Below are 21,906 nucleotides of genomic sequence, written 5' to 3' on the forward strand. Positions count from 1 at the left end.
GAAGTTTAATTACAAGATATATTGGCTCAGGTCGCGGTTTTTGACCAGCCCCGTCAGGCGTTCCTGCACCAGCTCGCGCGTGACCTCGACAGTCGAACCGGCAGCGATGGTATCGGGAATGTCGAACATGAACTCGTTGAGGAGTTGGCTCAGCACGGTTTGCAGCCGCCGGGCGCCAATGTTCTCCACCTCGGCGTTGACCTCGAAGGCAATGCGGGCAAGTTCGCGGAGGGCATCGTCGGCAAAGGTCAACGAAACCCCTTCGGCAGCCATCATCGCTTCATACTGTTTGGTCAGGGCGTTTTTGGGTTCGCGCAGAATCTGGTAGAAATCATCTTCCGACAGGCTTTGCAGCTCCACCCGAATCGGGAAACGGCCCTGCAACTCCGGAATCAGGTCCGAGGGTTTCGAGACGTGAAACGCCCCGGCCGCCACAAACAGGATGTGGTCGGTCTGGACCACGCCGTATTTGGTGTTGACCGACGATCCTTCCACGATAGGCAGCAGATCGCGCTGCACGCCCTCACGGCTGACGTCGGGGCCACCGCCCCCACCCGACCGGTTGGTGGCAATCTTGTCGATTTCGTCGATGAAGATAATGCCGGCGTCCTGCGCTTTGCGGATGGCCTCCTCCTTCACCTCGTCCATGTCGATGAGCTTGGCCGCTTCTTCTTCGAGCATGATCTTGCGCGCTTCGGCGATGGTCACCTTGCGCTTCTTGCCCTTTTTGGGCATCATGCCGCCAATCATCTCCTGAATATTCATCATCGACAGCTCGTCGATCGAGCCGCCCATCACCCCGATGCTGGGCGCGGCGCTCTGCTGCACGTCGATGTCGATTTTGCGGTCGTCGAGTTCGCCCGCCTGGATTTTCTGCCGGAAGCGCTCGCGGGTACGTTCGTTGAGTTCGGCATCGCCGTCGGGAATGCCGTCGCCGTTCTGGTCGGCGCCATTGCTGTGGCTAAAGCCAAGCTGCCCGGCCGAAGCCGCCCCTTTGACGGGCGGTATCAGGATGTCGAGAATCAGGTCTTCGACAATCTGCTGCGCCTTGATCTTGACAGCTTCTTTTTTGGCCGCCCGCACCATGTTGACGGCCTGCTCGGCGAGGTCGCGCACCATGCTTTCCACGTCGCGGCCAACGTAGCCAACCTCAGTGAATTTCGAGGCTTCTACTTTAATAAACGGGGCATCGGCCAGTTTGGCGAGGCGGCGGGCAATTTCAGTTTTCCCCACGCCCGTGGCCCCAATCATCAGAATGTTGTTGGGTGTGATTTCGCGCTGCATATCGGCCGGGGCGTTCATCCGCCGCCAGCGGTTTCGCAGAGCAATGGCCACGTTGCGCTTGGCTTCGTGTTGGCCGATAATATATTGATCAAGTTCGGCAACGATTTGCCGGGGAGTCAGGTCTCGGACGGTTGATGGCATACACTACGGGGGAGCAAAACAGAATACCCCTCATCAAAATAACAGCATAATCAAAAAATGGTGCCAGCCACTTTCATACGGCCCGTTGCCACTTCCATCCTGCCAGATTGTCCTTTCATCCGCTTTTCGTTTACTCAGGTTCGTGCCGTTGCCAACTTCGTACCGTTAACAACCTGTTTTTATGAAAGGGATACGTTTACTCAACTCGGCCATGCTGCTAATCGCGACGCTGGCAACACCAGCGCTGGCGCAGTTTCCCGGCATGGGGGGAGCGGCACAACCCAAAGCATTGCCGGGTACGGCCGGTGACCAAAGCCCCAAAGGCTCCGCTAAAATTACCGGCTTTATCGTCGACTCCACGCAGGGCAAACCCGTCGACTACGCGTCGGTGGCGCTCTATGATCGTACCAGCGGGAAAGCCGTTGATGGCACTATCGCCGACGATAAAGGTAAATTCACCCTGTCGAAACTGGTAGCGGGCAACTACCGCCTGCTGGTCTCGTTTGTAGGTTACCGCAACCAAACCATTGATAACCTGACGCTTACCAATGGGCAATCGCTCGAACTGGGCAACATTCTGCTCAGCACCAACGTCAAGCAACTCAACGAGGTAACCGTAGTTGGGCAGGCGGCGGTCATTGAAGAGAAAGTGGACCGGCTGGTGTACAACGCCGACAAAGACATTGCGGCCAAGGGCGGCGATGCCACCGATATTCTTCGCAAAGTGCCGCTGCTGACGGTCGATCTCGACGGTAACGTGAGCTTGCGCGGGAGCAGCAACATTCGGGTGCTGATCAACAACAAACCCAGCACCATCGTAGCCAGCAGCGTAGCCGACGCCCTCAAGCAGATTCCGGCCGACCAGATCAAAACGGTGGAGGTGATCACCAGCCCCTCGGCCAAGTACGATGCGGAAGGCTCAGGCGGGATTATTAACATCATCACCAAAAAGAACAGCCTTCAGGGGCTGAACCTGAACGTCGACGGCGGCGTGGGTAACCGGGGGTCGCAGTTGTCGCTCAACGGCAACTACCGCAAAGGCAAGGCGGGCTTTACGCTCGGTGGTTTCGGGCGGGCCATGTACAACGTGAAAACCCTCACCGACCTGCAACAGACCAGCCGCACGACCACCAGCACGACGCAGACGCGGCAGACCGGCAGCGGCACCACGTCGGGTAGTTTCGGGCAGTACCGGCTTGGCTTCGACTATGATTTTACCGAGAAGCAGAGCATCACGGCGGGCGTGAAATACAGCGCTCAGAACATGGTCAACTCGCAGGATTACCTGACGCAGCTGTTCACGGGCGGCACGCCTACCAGTTCGAGCCGCCGCGACGTAGACGTGAAGAACCTCTCGGGCACGGTCGATATGAACGTCGATTACCTGCACACGTTCAAGCCGCAGCAGGAATTCAGCATCTCGACGCTCTACAGCCGCAACGACCTGACTAACAATTTCTTTGCGAACCTGCTGGGCGGAACGGGTGAACTGACGGGTCGTCAGCAGAACCTCAACAACAACCTGAACCAGGAATTCACGATCCAGAGCGACTACCAGACGCCCATCCAGAAAAACCAGTTGCTCGAAGTGGGGGCGAAAGGAATTATGCGGCGCGTCGACAGCGACTACCGCTACCTGCTGGCGGGCCCAACGGGTGAGTTCTCGACGATCAACAACGGCACGGCGGGGGCACTGACCTACAACCAGAACATCGCGGCAACGTACCTGTCGTACACCTACACGACCAAAAGCCGTTACACCTTCAAAGGCGGTATGCGCTACGAACACACGTTTATCGACGCCCGGACCCGCGAGGGCGGCAACCTGGGCGTAGCCGACTACGGCGTGCTGGTGCCGAGCATCAACGCGTCGAAGACCGTTAAGGGCACGACCATCAAGCTGGGCGCCAACCGCCGGATTCAGCGGCCGGGTCTGCAACAGCTGAACCCGAACCAGAACGCGGCCAACCCGCAGGTGATTACGCAGGGGAACCCCCAGCTGCGCCCCGAGCTGACCGACAACCTGGAACTGGGCCTGAGCCGGACTATCAAGAAAACGTTTATCAACGCCACGTTCTTCGCTCGCTTTACCGACAACGCCATCGTGCAGGTGAGCCAGCCTTCCGATTCGTTGAAGGGGGCCATCGTTACGCGCTTCGAAAACATCGGTCGGCAACGTACCTACGGCGTCAACCTGTTTGCCAACGTAGCGGCCACCTCGAAGATCAACATCGGGGTATTCGCCAATATCTTCTACGCCAGCCTGTCGGGTCAGACACTGAACCTCGACCGCACCTCGACCACCATTACCAATGAAGGGTTTGTTCCGGGCGGCGGTACGTTTGTCAACGCCACCTTCAAAAATGGTTGGGGCGTGCAGGGCTTCGGCGGCTTGTTTGGCGCGCAGTTGCAGCTACAGGGTCGCTCGGGTGCCTTTGGTTTCTACACCATCGGCGTTCGGAAAGAATCGGCCAACAAGAAATACAGCCTCGGTCTGGCGGCCGAGAACTTCCTGTCGAATCGCTTCAATATCCGCAACACGCTCACATCGCCCCAGTTCGATCAGGTCAACAACGTCTACCTATACAACCGGGGTATCCGGCTGACATTCAGCCTCAAACTGGGCAAAATGACCGCCGAAGCGCCGCGTAAAAAAGCCAAGGGTGTCAACAACGACGACGTGAAGAGCGACGGCACGGATGGCGGCGGTCAACAACAGCCCGCAACCGGCGGTGGTCGCCCAAGGTAACTGGGTCGTCATTAATTGTCATTGGTCGTCATTGATTGTCATTCATTGTTTTCTCACTTTTAATAAGCCGTAGAGCGAATGACTGTCAATGACCACCAATGACGCCAAAGGCAAGTGCCCCATTCTTTATCATTTCACTTAACCAATCCAATGAAAACAACTAAACTATGGGCCGCTACGGTGGCCGTACTACTGTCGGTAGCGGCGCAGGCTCAAACGGTCGATGAACTGGTCGACAAACACATTGCCGCGATGGGCGGTCTCGACAAACTGAACGGCGTGAAAACGGTGGTTTCGGAAAGCTCACTGGCCGTACAGGGCATGGAGATTCCCAGTAAATCGGTCATTGTCAGAGGAAAATCAATGCGTTCGGAGTCCACGGTGATGGGTAATTCGATGGTTCAGGTAGTCGACGGAACGACCGGCTGGAAAGTGATGCCCGCCATGATGGGCGGCACCGGCGAACCGCAGGACATGACCGCCGACGAACTGAAGCAGATGACCGGGCAGCTCGATCCGTTCGGCGCGCTGGTAAACTACAAAGACAAAGGCTACAAGGTTGAACTGGTTGGCAAAGAACCGCTCGACAAAAAACACGACGGCTATCACCTGAAGATCACCGACAAAGACGGCAGCACGTTTGACGAGTGGCTAGACGCCAACACGTACCTGGTAGCGAAAATCAAACGGACGATGAATGGCCAAACGGGCGAAATCGGCCTCGACGATTACCAGGACGTGCAAGGCATCAAAGTACCCAAGACGATGTCGATTGCTGGTGCAATGGGTTCGATCACGATGACGACGGAGAAAATCAATTTCAACGCGCCCGTCGACGAATCGATTTTCAAGAAACCCGCCAAATAACCGGCCATCTGGTTTAGCCAGATGCTCAATAGTTACCAACGCGATCGGCCCCTTCGTAACACTCGGAGGGCCGATCGCGTTGTGTGTTTATGTGCTACCATACCTCCCTTGCCGTCGATCAGGCTGCGCTTGAAACGCGGTACAACGCCACGCTTCCGGCCGACGTGCATAGCGAGCCGCAGTATCACATCAATGCCTATACCTTTCCGCGCTACCCCATCCTGACGCATCAGCAGCCGAGTCAGTTTCAGGGTATCCGCTGGGGCCTGATTCCGCACTGGGTCAAGTCGAAACCCGACGCCGACAAACTGCGGGCGCAGACCATCAACGCCCGTTCCGAAACGATCTACGAAAAACCCTCCTTCCGGCAGGCGGCGCAACGGGGCCAACGCTGCCTCATTCCCGTGACGGGTTTCTTCGAATGGTACACCGAGGGCAAAGAGAAGTATCCCTTTTACCTGTCGGCCACCGATCAGCCGATTGCCAGCATCGCCGGGCTTTGGGACGAATGGGCCGACCCCGACACGGGCGAAGTGCTGACGACCTTCTCATTGCTGACAACCGATGCCAACCCCCTGCTCGCGGCTATCCATAACACCAAAAAACGCCAGCCCTGCCTGCTGACCCACGACCACGAACAGGCCTGGCTGCACGAAAACCTGACCGAGGCCGAAGCGCTCAAGCTATTGGCCGATGCCTATCCGGCCGGCCACATGCACAGCCACGCCATCAGCAAGCGGATCACCTCACGCACCGACGACAGCAACGTACCTGACGTGCTGGCCCCGGCAACGTACCTAGCCCTGGCTGGCAAGTCAGCGCTCTTTGCCTGACACCCCCGGGCCGGCTGGTTGCTCTACACATTTTTACCATTCATCGGCAGAATCGGAATCTTCGTCAACTAAGTTGTCCATAGTCGGTTACTACAGGTGATATTGCGCGGCTTTTCGCGATTTAATGCAACATAGCTAGCCGCAATGGTTTCTATTTTGTTTCCGTAGTGTACGGATCGACTCAACGAAACAACCTGATTTCATGTCACATAAATTACCTTCTTATGCGCTGGCAGGCCTCCTGCTAGCCTTATCGTCTGGTGCTGCCTGGGCGCAGGTACCGTCGCTGCCCGATAGCAGTGGCCGACGCCCCGCCACCACCCTGCCCGATACCAGCCGCCGCCAGCCAGCAACCGCTTTACCCGACACAAGCGCCCGCCAGACCAGGCCCGACAGCAGCGGAAGCCAGAATGCTACCCGGCAACCGATTACCCCGACAACCCAGTCGGACACCACGCAGCCTGCCACGACCGCCACGCCTGCCCAGCTAGGGCTCCCCACGCCGACTCCGGCCACAAATCAGCCCAATACCCCAACTCAACTACCGACCGACCAGCCAACCGGTACTACCCCGCCTCGGCTGGGTGGAGCGGAAGATGCGCCTCGCGGCAGTGGTAAAATCGTTGGGGTTGTCGTTGACTCACTCACCGGCAAACCGGTTGAATTCGCCAGCATCGCCCTGATCAACCCCGAAACCAACCGCCCTATCGACGGCGCCGTCGCCGATGACAAAGGCAAGTTCACGATGAATCGCCTGCCAGCGGGCAACTTCCGGGTGCTGGTGTCCTTCGTAGGCTACCGCAACGCGGTGCTGTCGAGCGTGAAGCTCCAGCGCAGCAACGACGGCATCAACCTGGGTAACATCCTGCTCGCGCCTGAAGTCCGTAACCTCAAGGAAGTGGTCGTAACGGGCCAGGCGGCGATTGTTGAAGAAAAAGTTGACCGGCTCGTCTACAACGCTGAACGCGATCTGACCTCGAAAGGTGGTGACGCTACCGATATCATGCGGAAAGTGCCGCTGCTGACCGTGGACCTCGACGGCAACGTGAGCCTGCGCGGCAGCAGTAACGTTCGGGTGCTGATCAACAATAAGCCCAGCACCATCGTAGCCAGCAGCGTGGCCGACGCCCTCAAGCAAATCCCCGCCGACATGATCAAGACGGTGGAGGTGATCACCAGCCCCTCGGCTAAGTACGACGCCGAAGGCTCAGCCGGGATCATCAACATCATCACCAAGAAGAACAACCTCCAGGGCTTCACGCTGAACCTCGACTCGGGCGTGGGTAACCGCGGCGCCAACCTCGGTTTGCAGGGGAATCTTCGTACGGGCAAAATGGGCTTCTCGCTTAATGGCTTTGGCCGCGCCAACTACAACGTGCGGGGTAGCTTCGAGAACCGCCAGACCACCGGCAACACCCGGACCCTCCAGACCGCCAACACGCTCAACCAGGGTCTATTTGGCCAATACCAACTGGGCTGGGATTTCGACATCAACAAAACGACGGCCCTCACAGCCAGCGTTCGGTACGGCGCCCGGAACCAGATGAACTTCCAGGATAAACTCACCACGACCACCTTCCTGTCGACCTCAACGCTGGTTGGCGTACGCGACGTGGACGTGAAAGATCTGTCGGGTACGGTCGACGTCAACCTCGACTTTACCAAAACGTTCAAGCCCCAGCAGGAACTGAGCATCCTGACGTTGTTCAGCCAGAACAACCGGACCAACAACTTCGTGGCCAACATTTTGGATCCCATCACGAGCCAGAGTATCCTGAGCCGCGAGCGCAACGACAACACAAGCCGCAACCAGGAATCGACGTTCCAGGTCGATTACCAGACGCCGTTGCAGGCAAACCAATTGCTGGAAGTAGGGGGTAAAGGCATTCTGCGCCAGGTTAGCAGCGACTACGCTTATCTGGTTGCCAGCGGCGAGAACGGGGGCTATTCGAACAACCCCAACCGGCAGCCCAACGGCCTTGATTACGATCAGAATGTAGTGGCCGGTTATATCTCGTACACCCTGACGACCCGCAGCAAGTATACCCTGAAAGTAGGAACACGCTACGAGCACACGGCCATCAACGCCCGCCTGCGTACGACCACCGGCGAAGACGCCCTGTTGAACCGGCGACTCGACTCGATTCCGAACTACAGCAACCTGGTGCCGAGCATCAATATTTCGAAAGCCCTGAAAAGCGGCAAGACGATCAAGCTGGCCTATAACCGCCGGTTGCAGCGGCCGGGTATCCAGTTCCTGAACCCCAACGTCAACGCCGCCAACCCGCTGAACATCGTGGTGGGTAACCCGTCCCTCAGCCCCGAGCTGACCGACAATTTCGAGTTCAGCACCAGCACCAACATCAAGTCGGTCTACCTGAACATATCGCTGTTCTCTCGCTTCACCAACAACTCCATCGAAAGTGTTCGCGACACGCTCCGGCAGACATTTGGCGACGTAACGGCGCCCGTTTTGCAGAATGTGCTGCGCACCACCTATGCCAACATTGGTCAGCAGAACTCGTATGGGATCAACCTCTTCGGTAATGCCACGCTGTTCTCGAAACTGCAACTGGGCGGTGGCGGTGACGTCTACTACTCAACGCTGACCAACAACAGCCCCAACCTGGCTCTGCGGGCCAGCAACTCCGGCTTCGTGGTTTCGGGGCGGCTCTTCGCCAGCCTCCAGCTGAAAAACAACTGGGGCGTTCAGGCCAATATGTTTGCCCGGGGCCGTCAGATTCTCCTACAGGGCTATCAGGGCGGCTTTATGTTCTACAGCGTTGGTATCCGGCACGAGTTCGACGAGAAGCGGGGTAGCTTTGGTCTGGCGGGTGAAAACTTCTTCAACCACCCCTTCACCCAGCGGTCGGCAACCAGCTCGGCCGTATTCTCGCAGGAGAGCGTTCAGAACCTCTTCAACGCCGGGGTTCGCGCCACGTTTAGCTACCGGTTCGGTAAACTTAGCTTTGATGGTGGTGGCAACCGCCGTAAGCGATCGGTCAACAACGACGACGTGAAAGATGGCGGTGGCGGCGACAACGGTGGCCAGCCACAGCAACAAGCACCAGCCGGTGGCACCGCGCCTGCGGGCGGTGGTGGCAACCGTCGGCCACGGCAATAGCCAGCCTAGCACAGGATAGGCAGATCGCCACGGCTCCCTACTTAGGTTGGGTAGCCGTGGCGATTTCCTTTTTCACCAAAACGAGCTGCGCCCGATCAGCTTTAGCAATCTTCTTCCGAAAATCGGCGTACTCGGCGTAGGCTTCGGCCGGGTAGCGCCCCTGATGCATCCGCAACCGGCGCACATACACCAACTGATTGCCACTTACCTCCGCACGCGCCGTGTAGGTACCAAACTTCGAGTCGATACGCATCGGTGCCAGCGCAAACTCAGGTGCATAGCCATCCGGGAGCGTGTAGGTGACCGTATCGGAATCGTCGTAATTATAGTGATGCGTAAGCACCAGCGGCTGACGGCGTGCCCGCGACAGCACAGGGGCCGGGCTCACCGTCGACAGCAGGTTAAGGGGCAGGAACAGCCGCGTGCCGCTGGGCGATGCCCAACGCCGGGTCGTCAGGGTAAGCGTTTCGGTCACGCAGGGAATCTGGCCGGGCGTTTCGGTCAGGCTGAACTGCTTCAGATCAAGCGACGGCAGATCACTGTGCTGAATCAGCCAGTCCCGTTGTTGCTCGTGGTTCAGGCTATGCAGGACAGCACTGTAGGGATCCTGTTGCAGGCCCGTGTACCGGGTACGTACCTGCGCTGTAGCCCCGCCATCCGGAGCCAGCGTAATGGCGACCTGTCGCTGTTGCAGGTTCTGCTCAGGGCTGTATGCGGGGGTTTGGGCCAGCTTCCCGCCTTCGGGTGTTACCAGCAACACCGTGCGGCCACCCGTGAAATCACCCAGATACCCCGCCGGGCTGTGCTGACTGGTACATTCGAGCCAGAGCGTATCCGTTGGGGTTTTCCCCGCGTTTGGCACGCACAGGAATACGTGGTTGAACTGAAAACCGGGCAAATCGATCCGAATAGCCGACCGGCTGCTGCCTGCCCGTACCAGTGCCTCAAACGACGGAATCCCCACCGCCGCCAGCATGGCCTTGGTATAGTTGGTCAGGGCTTTGCAGTCGCCATAGTGAGTTTGCGCCACGCGGCTCGCCTCGATGGTCTGCCAGCCCCCAATGCCTAGCTGAATGCTGATGTAGCGCGCCTGCCGTTGCAGGTACGTGTAGATTTTAGCCACCTTCCCCGCCGTCGTTTTTTCACCGGCGACCAGTTGCTGCACCTCCTTCCTGACGGCCTCGGGCAACTGATCGCGGCCTTTGTTAAGCGTGTAGTAGAACGTACCCACGTCTTTCCAGGAGTCGAACGTACCTGAATAGGCCTGTACCTCAAACCGGCTGGGCGCTGTGTAAACTACCGGAACGCTCTCCTCAAACGACGGGCTGAGCGGCTCGCTTTCCACCGCCCGCAGCGTGTCGGCCTGCCAGCTGTAGCCGACGACTTCGCTGCTGCCCGCTACGCTTTTCGAAAGCACAGGCGGCCGGGACTGGTTGACGGCTTTGTAGCGGAACGGCAAATCGGCGGGCAGTTCTACCCGAAACCGGCTCTGGATGACCGATAGCCGTTCGTCGTCCTGCGGCGCCCAAACCGGGTAATCCATCATGTTGCGGGTGACGTATTCATACCGAAACTCGACGGTATAAGGGTAAGCCAGCTGCCGCGAAAAAATGGCGACTTTCCGACGGGTGTCATCTTGGTAATTATCGTCGGCGTAGGCCAGATCGCTGATTTCGGCCCGTTTGAGCCGTTTGACCAGCTTACCCGACGCGTCGAAGAGCGCCCCTTCGATGTCGGTCACCTTCGAGAATTTGTCGTAGGGGACATCCAGTTTCGCCTTAGCCTCGGCTTTTTCGTTCAGGATCGTAATGACTTGTCGAACGCGCCGAACGGCCTCCCCCGGCGACTTCACGACAAACGTCGATTCGTCGTACCGAAGCACGGCGTCGGCGTTAATGGTCATGGAGGCGGGAATGGCACTGACGGCCCAATTGTCGGTTTGGGCCAGCGCCTGTTGGCCCATCAGCCCTCCGATACTGCATGCGCACAGGGCTGCCCATATGCGCGGCATACGTGCTGTCGCCATTATTTTTTCCGGGGGGTTACACCGCTACCACTTTTCGGGTCCGCGTTGGGTACGTTCGTCTGCTCGGCAATCGGGGCGGAACCGCTCTTTTTCAACACGATCTGCTCCCCGTGTTTCTGCAAGATTTTTTCGTAGAACTCTTTCAGTACGCCGTACTCATCGGCCATAAACAACGGCTCACGGATCAGCACCCGGCTCACTACGGTGATCCGGTTTTCCAACGGCTGAACCTGATAGGCAAACCGACCGCCATTGTCGGGCAGGCTGATGATCACCGGCTTGGGCATTTCCTCAACCGTGTACCCGGCGGGCAGCGTGTAGGTCGTCGTGAAGATGGTTTCCATGCCGTGGGCAAAATCGACGGGATACTGCCGCTCCGGCTGCTTGAACGGATTCTCCTGTTGGCCCTCCGTGAGCATCGGGCGCAGGTACATGCGGTCGCCAACTACCTGCGCCACTTCGGCGACCGCCAGGGTGTAGTTGACCGTCAGCGGCCGATCCAGTTCCGACACGTTGGTAAACGATACCTGTTCGACTTGCCAGTCGGGTTTCTTCTGCTTAACGTCATCGACAAACTGCTTTTCGCCCCGCGCTTTGTACGACTCGCGGGCATCAATGGCCCCGTAGCCGCTGTATGAATGGGAAAGCGTGCCTTTCAGCTCACCGTCTTCCGAAACCGTGAACGCACCGATCTTGGCTTCGGTGTCCCGTTCGGTGGTGGTCAGGGGTACAAACCGGCTGTTTCCATTGGGTAAGATGAGCCGACCGAGCTGATTCAGAGCCCGGTAGGGCAGCACACCAGGCCGGACGAACCGGTCGGTGGCATCGAGCAGAAAATCCTTACCGCCGAGCGTGAGGTGGCTCACCACATAGTTAAACTGGCGCAGCATCCCGTAACTTTCGTTGATCTGCCCGTGATCCCGGGTACTCAGGATGACGGGGTTGGCGTCAAGGCCCAGCTCGCGCAACAGACCGATCAGCATAAAATTCAGATCAGCCGCATCGCCTTTTTTCAACTCCAGTACTTTTTTGAGGCGGTCGCTCTGCACGTTGCCCTGCCCGTTCCAGGTCATGGTGTTACGCAGGTAGTCGTAGGCAGCCGTAACCCGCCCCAGGGTATCAGCAGCCGGGTACTTAGCCTTGATCCCCTCGGCTACAGGCCGCATGTAGGGCGCTTTCTGGTACTGGTTACCAAACGATTCCATCGTGAGCAGCGTCTGATCCATGTCCGACCAACTGAGCGAAAAGGCTTTCTGGAGATAGCCCGGAATGTTGATACTCGCCAGTTCGAAATCAATGCGCGAAAGGTAATCTCTGGCCGTGGTGATGTACGCCTCATTTTTGAAGGCGGGTGCATTAGCCACCGCGTAGTGCGATTCCACCGCCCCTTCATCAGCAATACCCGGCACCAGCCCGCCCGATACCGGCGTGGTTTTGTGGACCGTCAGCGGCAGATAGCCCATCATGATTACTTTGACGTGATAGTAGTTAGAGAGCGTGGATTTGTAGTCGCTCCAGATGACGGGAATATCCTGCTGAAACGCCCACGACGGGGGTGTTTCTTCGTCGGGCGAGAACCGGGTGTAGCGGTATTCGATGATGCAGCCTTCCTGCACGCCGGGCAACGTCAGTTTCTGGACCGTCAGGGTGTTGGATACACGCTCGTTGACCACGGCCGCTTTGTCCATCTTCAGCTTGGTTACCTGCCCGTTCTGTAACGTATAGGTTATCCCCTCGATGTTCTGCACATACTCCCGCGTCGGCCCGTCACCCCGCAAGGCCATCTCGACGGTTGCCCGGTCGTAGGCCGACTTCTTGTTGATCCTGATTTTACTGTAGTAGTCGGTCTGGCGCAGAATTCGTTGGTTGCGAAGGCTGAAGCGCGTGTTGGCCGATTCATAGAGCACGACCGCCTCGGCCGTTGTGTCGACGGGTGTCGGTTGCGCGGTGAAGTCGGCGGTGGTCACCTGCCCAAATTTGACGACGGGTAGCTGAGCGGCTTGCTGGGCCTGGGTGTGAACGGAGCAAAGGCTTACCAGCAGGCCTACGAAGGCCACCCGAAAAGCAGGTAAAGTTGGCTGCATGAAAACGTGAGAAAAGAGGAGGCGAAACAAAACGTGGACCGTGTCGCCCGGCGGCCCAAAACGGTTGGACGAAGCGACGCTACTGCATCGGAACAGCCGTTAAAACGTAAGGGGTAGGCGCTACGTCAGTTCACGCTTTCGGCGAACAGCTCGATGGTGGTGGCTGGCTTACCGAGTTCCTCCCAGGTACGTTGGGCCTCGAAGGTCTCCGGGTATCGGTTCAGAGCCTCGCCAATGTGCCAGCCGTAATCGGCCTGTGGCGAGAATAATCGCCCCAATCGCAGCAACGTCGGGACTACCGCGACAACCTGCAGGTTGGCTTTTTTGTATACCCTGACCAACCGGCGGGCCGCATCGAGTTGGGTGACGGGTTCGGGGCCCTGAATCACGTATTCCTGCGGTTCGCCCGCCCGCACCCGTTGCAGCGCCCGCACCACCTGCCGCCCATAGTCATGGGCGGCGATAAACCACGGCTTCACCGGCGACGTACCCACCACCAGGACCAACGGCCCCATGCGCTGCGTGGTCAGCATGGTTTCCATAAAATTGGACGGGTAAAAGATGCTGTAGTCCAGCCCCGACGCTTTGATGAGCGCCACCGCCTCCTGCTTGAGCCGAAACACCCACCAGTCAAACCCGTTCATCCCCTGATAGCGCATCACGATCGACGAGAGGTAGGCAATCCGCGTTACACCTGCCGTTTTGGCCGCCGCCAGCAGGTGCCGCAGCCCGTCGGTTTCGGTGTGGAAATCCGTCGGTTTTTCGGTTTGTTTTACCGACAGGCTCAGGTACGTTACCGTACAGCCCGCAAGGGCCGTCACCAGCGAATCAGGCTGTTGCAGGTCCCCAAAAACAACCTCGCTTTTGGGGAACAAGGCTTGGGCTTCAGGTACGTTGCGGGCGATGATGCGCACGGGAAAACCCGCCTGAACAAGCGCCTGCGTAACGGGCTTGCCGAGCATACCGGTAGCGCCAATAATGCCAATTTTCATGATCAATGGTGGTCTTAAGGGCTCCCGAAGGCACCTGGTTACGCGGGCAATTCGACAACAAATTCTGTGAAGGCATCCGGCTCCGACTGCAGACTGATGGTGCCGCTATGCCCTTTGGTCACGATATCGTAGCTGATCGACAGCCCAAGGCCGGTGCCCTGCCCCGTGGGTTTTGTCGTGAAAAAAGGCTGGAATATCTTACTTCGCACCGAGTCGGGTATGCCCAGTCCATTGTCGTGCACTCGGATACGCACCCGGTTGCCGTCGTGTTCGGTCGTCAGGGTCACCGTGGGTTTGTAGTCGACGCCCTGCTGCCGGGCCTGCACCGACCGATCGCGCACGGCATGAAAGGCGTTGGTCAGCAAATTCATCAGCACCCGCCCGATATCGGAGGGCACAACCGAGACCGTAGGCAGGGCCGGATCGTAATGCGTAACGAGCGACACATCAAACGACTTGTCGCTGGCCCGCAGGCCGTGGTACGCCAGTTTGAGGTATTCGTCGGCCAGCGCATTCAGGTTGGTGGCTTCGCGTTGGCCGGTGCTGGCCCGGCTGTGCTGTAGCATCCCCCGCACGATGCTGGCCGCCCGTTTGCCATGCTCGTTGATCTTGCTGACGTTCTGCTTAATGTCGGCCATGATCTCCCGTTCCAGGCCTTCGTCGCGCTCGTCGGCGGCGCGGGCCTGTTCGTCTTCCAACTCGGTAATCAGCTCGACCGATACTTCCGAGAAATTATTGACGAAATTGAGCGGGTTCTGAATCTCGTGCGCCACGCCCGCCGTCAGCTCGCCCAGCGAGGCCAGCTTTTCGCGCTGAATCAGTTGATCCTGCGTGGCGCGCAGGTCGGTGAGCGACTGATCGAGGGCCGCCGTGCGCTCCTGCACCAGCCGCTCCAGCGTCTCGTTCTGCTGCGCCAGCAGCGCCTGCTTTTCCTGCTCCTGTAGCAGCGTGCGGGCCGAGAGCTCCTCGACCTCTTTCAGCTTGCCGTCCAGCGAACGGTAGGTACGGGCGTAATCCTGCACGAGCGACAGCGACAGACCGACCGGAAAACTGAGTAGCCCCAGCATGGTGGTCACAAACAATACGCCCGAAAACCAGCCCAGGTTAATGTTGATATCGCCAGAACCCGTTGTCAGCACTTCAACTATAGTGATCACGATCATTACCACCATCAGGAATAAGAGGCAATAAAGGGCAGTCCTGATCGACACCCAGGGCAGGCGGGAATAGACATCCTTCCGCCGGCGGCCAATCCAGCTCACACGCAGGTATTCGATACCCAGCACCAAATAGGCAAGCGAATCGAGCTCGTAGGGCACATTCCCAACGAAAAACCGATACAGCAGTGCCAGCGCCAGCAAGCCAACCACCGTGTAATACCACCAGTTGCGTTTGAGGTCGAGGTAACGATAAATGGCCGTCAGCAGAAAGACCAGCCCAACCTGCATCATCAGTTCGCTAACGGTATCGATAATTGAGTTGGTTGTGAGCGTCGCGGTGAAATCATCGAGCCGGCGGGTGGCATAGGACACCGAAAACGCCAGCATTTCCCAACCCAGGAGCTTATTGACCTTCTGGGTTTTGTTGGCCCGGTAAAACAGGAAATGGAGTAAGGCGAGCGTCCCGAAAATGCCGGTTAGCAGGAAAGCCGAGCCCGTCTGCACCAGTTGGGTGACAAGTAGCGCAATCGGAGCCAGATCAGCCGACTGCACTTTTACTGAAAAGGCGCCTTCGTCAAAATCTGCTTTGACGACAGCGTCGCGCCGTAGCGTATAGCGTACAGCCAGTACATGGGTAGTGGTGTCGGTAATGGGCAGCGGAACGAACCGGATCAGCCGTTGCATACCAATTGTATCCATCTCCGACGTACCCAGCACGGCCAGCCGCTTTCCATCCAGGTACAACTCAGACCGACCCGTTTGATCAACAACCAGGGTGGGTTCGTTGGTCAGCAGCTTCGGGTGCAGTCGAAACCGGAGCCGAAACCAGCCTTTTCCCGACTTCCACAGTGGCTTATTGCCATTGAGTGGATCGGAAGGTGATACATTTGACTGCCAGGCCTGATCGTCGTAAGCGGGGCTGGCCCACCGGATGTCGTCGCCCGTTTTGAAGCGCCAGTATGACCCCGACATCCCGCCATTTTTGCCCACCCTTACTAGACCAGTGTCTGCTTGCGCAGACGCCTTAAAGCCATCGCTTACGCCACCAATAAACGACCCTGGTTGAGAAACCGAATCGGTTGAGGAAGGCTGCGACCGGGCCGACTGCCCAAAACAGGCCACACCGGTCAGAAAAAGTAGCGTCAGGAGTAGGTACGGGCGGATCATTCAGCAAGATACACGGCGGTACCTTAAACCCATACGGTTTTTACATCGACGTGTAACCCCATCAGAAGGATGGCCTGAAAATGATGAATGATGGATTATGAATGCTGAAATCGTTGCCTAGCGGGGCCATCATTTCAACATTCATAATCCATCATTCAACCGCTCGTCTAGCGCAGGTTGCGGATGAACCGGCGGAGGGTTTCGCGGTAAATTTGTTCGGAGGTGTCGATGGGCTGCTGGCCCCGCAACAGGAGGCCCAGCGTAATGAGGCCGTGTGAGGTCGCCCACCATTCGAAATAGAGTCGGCGGATGCTTTCAGCCGACTTCGGAATGAATGAGAAAATGATCCGACTGACGATCTCGTTGACAGTCTTCATCTCATCCGATTCGTCGAGCGACACCTGGCAGTTGGCCCCGTTCAGGTTGTACATGACCTGATACAACTCGGGCTGCTGAACGGCAAACTGCCACTGAACCAATGATATTTCGTAGAGCAATTTCTCGGGGTCGCGGTAGAGTTTCACCAGCCGTTCATATTCCTGACGCAGGTGACGAAACCCTTCGTTGCGAACCTCATCGAGCAGACGGTCCTTACTATCGAAGTAATCATAAACAACCGGCGCACTATACTCGATGGCATCGGCTATTTTCCGAATCGAGACAGCCTGCCAGCCTTCGCGGCGGGCAATGTCTTTGGCGGTCTGGAGAATACCCGTCCGCGTCTGTTCGCGGGTGCGCTGCTTGCGCTCGACTACTTCCATGTTAAATAAAGCTTGGTAAGTTAACGGCGTTAATCTGGCTGAAAGTTAGCCCATTATCTTAACAAACTATCAAACGGCATACCGTTTTCAGGAAAAAATCACAATCATTATACAATATGTTAAGCAACAGGTTTAGTAGAATAATCCACTAGTGCGTAACAGATAAATAGTTAGTGACTTATGCGCTCGGCAAGTAGCCAAACACCCTCGTCACCGATGCGGTAATCGTCACCTTCGACCGTACCGTATACAGCGAGTGTTATGAGGCCCGCCCGCCGCAAAAACCCGACCAATTCGGCAATGGTGTAGATGGTGTATTCAGCCGTTCGCTGGGCGGTTTCCACACCCGTTGCGGCGTGCTGAATGTAGGTTAGCTGCTGGGTCAGTCGGGCCGTGAGGGGGTCATAGTCCGCCTCCATCAGCACCTGTACGTCATCGCCCACGGGCAGCCAGGTACGTTCCTGAAAATCGGGCAGCAGGCTTTCGGCCACCATGCTCGATTGCACCAACAACCGCCCGCCGGGTTCCAGCAATGCCGCCATCCGCTCCACAAATGCCTGCATGGGGCCATGCTCGAAAAAACAGAAACTGTTGCCCAGGCAGTACACCGCCTGAAATGAACCTGCCCCGCCCAGTACATCAAGCGGCGTTGTCAGGAAATCGGCCTGAATGGCGCGCAGGGGTACATTTTCGCGCTGGGCGTCAGCCTGTAACTCGGCAATCGATTCGGCCGAAATATCAATGCCCGTTACCTCGGCACCCATACGGGCTAGTGGCAGGGCATGACGGCCATACCCACAAAACACGTCGAGCACGCGGTCGCCGGGGCCAAATTCCATCGACTCGATCACCCGCTCCAGTTCAAGCTGCGTTTGGTCGTCGGTTTGGGCGGCCTTCCAGGTACGTTGCGGCAACCCATGGAAGAAATCTGTATACCACATAGGTGAAGGAGTGAACGAATGAACGAGTGAAAGAGTGGTCCGCCGCTGCGGCGAAAAGGCCTGTACAGGTATGTTCCGACCGCTCTTTCACGCTTTATCACGTTCACTCGTTAATTCAGGGCTGCCTGTATGGCCGTGAAGTTGGGTACGTTACCGGCGTTGTCGAGCACCTCGGTGTACTTGAGCGCGCCATCGGTGCCAACCACAAAGGCGGCTCGTTTGCTGACGCCGTGCATGTTCATCACGAAGGTGTCATACAGCGCCCCGTAGGCGGCCGATACCTCCTTGTTGAAGTCAGACAGCAATGGGAAAGGGAGGTTCTGCTCCGCTTTGAATTTGTCGAGCGTGAAGGGTGAGTCGACCGAAATAGCCAGTACGTCGGCATTCAGGTTCTGGTAGACGTGCAGGTTGTCGCGCATTTCGCAGAGTTCGGCGGTACATACGCTGGTAAACGCCATTGGGAAGAAAAGCAACACCACGTTGCGACCGGCATAATCGGCCAGCGACACTTCTTTTTTATCCGATGAGAATAGGGTAAAAGCGGGGGCTTGTTGTCCTACTGTTAAAGCCATAATACGAAGTTGTTCAAGATTGAATGGCCAAAGTTCAAGGTTCGGCGCTCAACCTGCAAACGGTTTCACGAATCGTGGTTAACCATCGAATCCTGTCAATGAGGTTGGAGGTTGTGTCTCGAACCCTGAACTTTGGCCATTGAACTGTAAACATTGACTCCTCCCACACATGCAAACCTATTGGGGTATCGACTTGGGCGGTACTAAGATTGAAGGCGTCATTCTGTCGGCCCCTTCGCCCGACGCGGTAGTGATTCGCCAACGCATCGATACTGAAGCGCATCTGGGCTACCAGCATATCGTCGACCGGATCGTGCTGCTGATCGATCAGCTCAAGGCCGAAACCGGCTACGTACCTGACCGCATCGGCTTTGCCACGCCCGGTACCCTCGACCCGGCCACGCAGACCATGAAAAACTGCAACACGACCTGCCTCAACGGGCAGCCGCTGAAACAGGCGCTGCTGGAGCGGCTGGGTACGTCGGTCGAGCTGGCCAACGACGCCAACTGCTTTGCGCTGGCCGAAGCGACACTCGGCGCCGTGCCCGAAGTAGTACCCAATTTCCAGAGCGTATTTGGCGTGATCATGGGTACGGGCGTTGGCGGTGGCGTGGTCATTCGCGGCCTCGACGGGCGCCCGTTCGTGATCAACGGCCTGCATGGCATCGGGGGCGAGTGGGGCCATAACATCCTGGAAGAGAACGGCTACGACTGCTATTGCGGTAAACGCGGCTGCAACGAACAGGTGCTCTCAGGAACGGCACTGCAACGATTTTACTACGAGCAGAGTGGCGAGAAACGGAAGCTGAAAGAAATCGTTGAGCGCCACCGCGCCGGTATCGACCCCGTTGCCAGCCTCACCATCGACCGCATGCTGGAGTATTTTGGCCGGGCCATCTCGACCATCACCAACGTGCTTGACCCGGACGCCATCGTGCTAGGCGGCGGCGTAAGCAGCATTGACGAACTGTACACGGAAGGCGTCGAGCGCATCAAAAAATACATTTTCAACAGTGGTGTCGTCCACACGCCCATTCTCCGCCCGAAACTCGGCGACAGCGCCGGTGTATTCGGTGCGGCGATGTTGTAAGGCAATCGGCTCTCTTCACCATGCGCAGTTTTCTACTTGTCGTCGCCCCGCTCCTACTGCTTATCGTAGCCTGTTCGGAGGGCAAAAAGGCAGAGTCGACGGCTCAGCCGCCAACCGATTCGACCTCGACGGCCATCTACGATCAGGTGGCGGCTGAGTCGTCGGCCATTGCGGATCAGCTCAAAAATGCGGCGGCAGAAATCAACCGGCAATGCCCAATTCAGGTCGACGCAGGCACCCGCCTCGATAGCGCCCACGCCGTATCGACGACGGAGTTGCAGTATTTCTACACGCTCACGGCGGTGGTGCGGGCAGACATGCCGATGGACGTAGCGCAGCTCGAAGCGCAAACCAAGCCGATGCTGATCGAATCGGTCAAGACGAACCCGGCGATGGCCGAACTGCGCGACCACAGCGTTACGATGACGTACCTGTACCGCGACCGCACGGGCGAGTTTGTCATGCGCATTCCCGTGGGGCCCACCGAATACGGAAACTGAGGACGATACGTACGGGGCTTGTCGGGCTACGGGCAACACCAACGCCTGGCAAGCCCTATATCCGGTTTTTGGTGTCGATGACAATCGTGACGGGGCCGTCGTTGAGGAGTGAGACCTGCATGTCGGCCCCAAACCGGCCCGTCTGAATGGGGTGGCCGACGTCGGCGCTCAGTTGGACGATCATCTGCTCGTAGAGCGGAATGGCCACGTCGGGCCGGGCGGCGTCGATAAAGCTGGGGCGATTGCCTTTTTTGGTGCTGGCGTGCAGCGTAAACTGGCTGATCAGCAGCACGCTCCCCTGCACGGCGGCCAGGTCGAGGTTCATCTTACCATCCTCATCGTTAAAGACCCGCATACCGGCAATCTTCTTCGAGAGCCAGACAATGTCGTCGGTCGTATCGGTATGGGTGATGCCCAGCAAGACCAGAAAGCCCCGCCCGATCTGCCCGGCCACCTGCCCGTCAATACGGACAGCAGCCTCCGAAACCCGTTGTAAAACAGCGATCATAGGTGATTAATGAAGGATATACGATGTATAATGAATAATGCACAATGAATAATGGCGGTACGGCGCATAACAGACGGGGCCCATTATTCATTGTGCATTATTCAGTATACATGCCTACACGTCCTGCTCGATAGTCCGCACGTCGATCTGACTGCGGTGGTATACCCGCGAGAAGGGCGGGACGCTCTCGGTGAGCCAGACGTTACCACCGATGACCGAGTCGTGCCCAACGACCGTGTTGCCGCCCAGAATGGTGGCGTTAGCGTAAATCACCACGTTGTCTTCAATGCTCGGGTGGCGTTTTTTCTGCGCCAGCGATTTGGCAATGTGGGTGGCGCCCAGCGTTACGCCCTGATACACCCGCACGTTGGCACCGATAATCGTCGTTTCGCCGATGACGACGCCGGTACCGTGGTCAATAAAAAATGAAGGGCCGATCGTCGCGCCGGGGTGAATGTCGATACCCGTCTGGCCGTGTGCATACTCGGTCAGCATCCGGGGCAACAGGGGCACACCGGCCTGTAGCAGCGCGTGGGCAATGCGGTACACGGCAATGGCATAAAAGCCCGGATATACGGCGATCACCTCCTCGATGCTGACCGCCGCCGGGTCATTGTCGGCAATGGCTTGTGCATCCAGCAGCAGGTGCTCATGAATGGCGGGGAGTTCGTCGAAAAAGCGATGCGCTACGGCCTCGGGCAACGTACCCAGATTAGGCCGGATTGGCTGGAGCAGGCATAACAACTGCTCGTTGAGCCGCAGGTACGTTTCACCAACGTTGGCCGTTACCGACTGGCAATCCTGCGTGACGGGAAACAGCATCCGCATGAGTTGGTCGATAAACCGACCGGCATCGGGGCGCGAGGGCAGCCGATACTGATATTGCTTGCCCTGAGCAGCCAGTCGGCCCAGAAACGTCGTCAAAGAAGTAGACATAAACACATAGTGGCTAAGCTTCCCCAAACTGGGGCGATGGCCCAACACAACCGAACCTGAGGAGCGGTGTATGCTGATGGGAAAATAGGGCAAAACCGTTGATTGCCGAACAATTACCCCCATAAATAGTTCGGCGACGCGGTTTGGCCCCCTATTTGACACGTACCTGTG

16 protein-coding genes are annotated in these 21,906 nt (G+C 57.7%); 6 read left to right on the top strand and 10 right to left on the bottom strand.

What is annotated here, in order from left to right:
* Positions 1–9: 9 nt before the first annotated feature.
* On the bottom strand, positions 10–1,425 hold the full coding sequence (gene hslU / locus FAES_RS24360) for an ATP-dependent protease ATPase subunit HslU (protein ID WP_015333864.1): 1,416 nt from the start codon (positions 1,423–1,425) through the stop codon (positions 10–12).
* A 181-nt stretch (positions 1,426–1,606) separates the two neighbouring features.
* Here hslU and FAES_RS24365 point away from each other — a divergent pair, with 181 nt between their 5' ends.
* The 4 genes from FAES_RS24365 (at position 1,607) to FAES_RS24380 (ending at position 8,998) form a co-directional block, all read left to right on the top strand.
* Complete coding sequence (locus FAES_RS24365) at positions 1,607–4,174, top strand: TonB-dependent receptor (protein WP_015333865.1); 2,568 nt, start codon at positions 1,607–1,609, stop codon at positions 4,172–4,174.
* A 150-nt stretch (positions 4,175–4,324) separates the two neighbouring features.
* A complete protein-coding gene (locus tag FAES_RS24370; protein ID WP_015333866.1) occupies positions 4,325–5,041 on the top strand; it encodes a LolA-like protein in 717 nt (238 codons plus the stop codon).
* A gap of 89 nt (positions 5,042–5,130) precedes the next feature.
* Complete coding sequence (locus FAES_RS24375; protein ID WP_015333867.1) at positions 5,131–5,874, top strand: SOS response-associated peptidase; 744 nt, start codon at positions 5,131–5,133, stop codon at positions 5,872–5,874.
* 202 nt (positions 5,875–6,076) lie between these two features.
* Positions 6,077–8,998 carry a TonB-dependent receptor gene (locus FAES_RS24380; protein ID WP_015333868.1) on the top strand — a complete coding sequence of 974 codons (2,922 nt, stop codon included), beginning with the start codon at positions 6,077–6,079 and terminating at the stop codon, positions 8,996–8,998.
* Positions 8,999–9,035: 37 nt separating this feature from the next.
* On the opposite strand, the gene FAES_RS24385 is transcribed toward FAES_RS24380, so the two are convergent.
* The 7 genes from FAES_RS24385 to FAES_RS24415 all read right to left on the bottom strand — a co-directional run bounded on the left by FAES_RS24385 (position 9,036) and on the right by FAES_RS24415 (position 18,701).
* Positions 9,036–11,009, bottom strand: a complete 1,974-nt coding sequence (locus FAES_RS24385; RefSeq protein ID WP_148289443.1) for a DUF3857 domain-containing protein — start codon at positions 11,007–11,009, stop codon at positions 9,036–9,038.
* Between the two features lie 14 nt (positions 11,010–11,023).
* A complete protein-coding gene (locus FAES_RS24390) occupies positions 11,024–13,108 on the bottom strand; it encodes a DUF3858 domain-containing protein (protein ID WP_015333870.1) in 2,085 nt (694 codons plus the stop codon).
* A 125-nt stretch (positions 13,109–13,233) separates the two neighbouring features.
* A complete protein-coding gene (locus tag FAES_RS24395) occupies positions 13,234–14,100 on the bottom strand; it encodes an SDR family oxidoreductase (protein ID WP_015333871.1) in 867 nt (288 codons plus the stop codon).
* 38 nt (positions 14,101–14,138) lie between these two features.
* Complete coding sequence (locus tag FAES_RS30690) at positions 14,139–16,427, bottom strand: sensor histidine kinase (RefSeq protein WP_015333872.1); 2,289 nt, start codon at positions 16,425–16,427, stop codon at positions 14,139–14,141.
* 167 nt (positions 16,428–16,594) lie between these two features.
* The gene (locus tag FAES_RS24405) at positions 16,595–17,188 is read right to left on the bottom strand and encodes a TetR/AcrR family transcriptional regulator (protein WP_015333873.1); all 594 of its coding nucleotides are present in this window, start codon (positions 17,186–17,188) and stop codon (positions 16,595–16,597) included.
* A gap of 170 nt (positions 17,189–17,358) precedes the next feature.
* Complete coding sequence (locus tag FAES_RS24410; protein WP_015333874.1) at positions 17,359–18,129, bottom strand: class I SAM-dependent methyltransferase; 771 nt, start codon at positions 18,127–18,129, stop codon at positions 17,359–17,361.
* A gap of 110 nt (positions 18,130–18,239) precedes the next feature.
* Positions 18,240–18,701, bottom strand: a complete 462-nt coding sequence (locus FAES_RS24415) for a redoxin domain-containing protein (RefSeq protein ID WP_015333875.1) — start codon at positions 18,699–18,701, stop codon at positions 18,240–18,242.
* Positions 18,702–18,870: 169 nt separating this feature from the next.
* Here FAES_RS24415 and FAES_RS24420 point away from each other — a divergent pair, with 169 nt between their 5' ends.
* The gene (locus FAES_RS24420) at positions 18,871–19,791 is read left to right on the top strand and encodes an ROK family protein (protein WP_015333876.1); all 921 of its coding nucleotides are present in this window, start codon (positions 18,871–18,873) and stop codon (positions 19,789–19,791) included.
* Between the two features lie 20 nt (positions 19,792–19,811).
* Positions 19,812–20,291, top strand: a complete 480-nt coding sequence (locus tag FAES_RS24425) for a DUF8479 domain-containing protein (protein ID WP_015333877.1) — start codon at positions 19,812–19,814, stop codon at positions 20,289–20,291.
* A 55-nt stretch (positions 20,292–20,346) separates the two neighbouring features.
* Here FAES_RS24425 and dtd read toward each other — a convergent pair whose 3' ends face one another.
* Entirely contained in the window at positions 20,347–20,799 is a 453-nt protein-coding gene (dtd, locus tag FAES_RS24430; protein WP_015333878.1) for a D-aminoacyl-tRNA deacylase, read from the bottom strand.
* Between the two features lie 114 nt (positions 20,800–20,913).
* A complete protein-coding gene (locus tag FAES_RS24435) occupies positions 20,914–21,735 on the bottom strand; it encodes a serine O-acetyltransferase (RefSeq protein WP_041258360.1) in 822 nt (273 codons plus the stop codon).
* Between the last annotated feature and the right edge of the window lie 171 nt (positions 21,736–21,906).

Source organism: Fibrella aestuarina BUZ 2, from assembly GCF_000331105.1.
In the GTDB taxonomy this organism is placed as follows: Bacteria; Bacteroidota; Bacteroidia; order Cytophagales; family Spirosomataceae; genus Fibrella; species Fibrella aestuarina.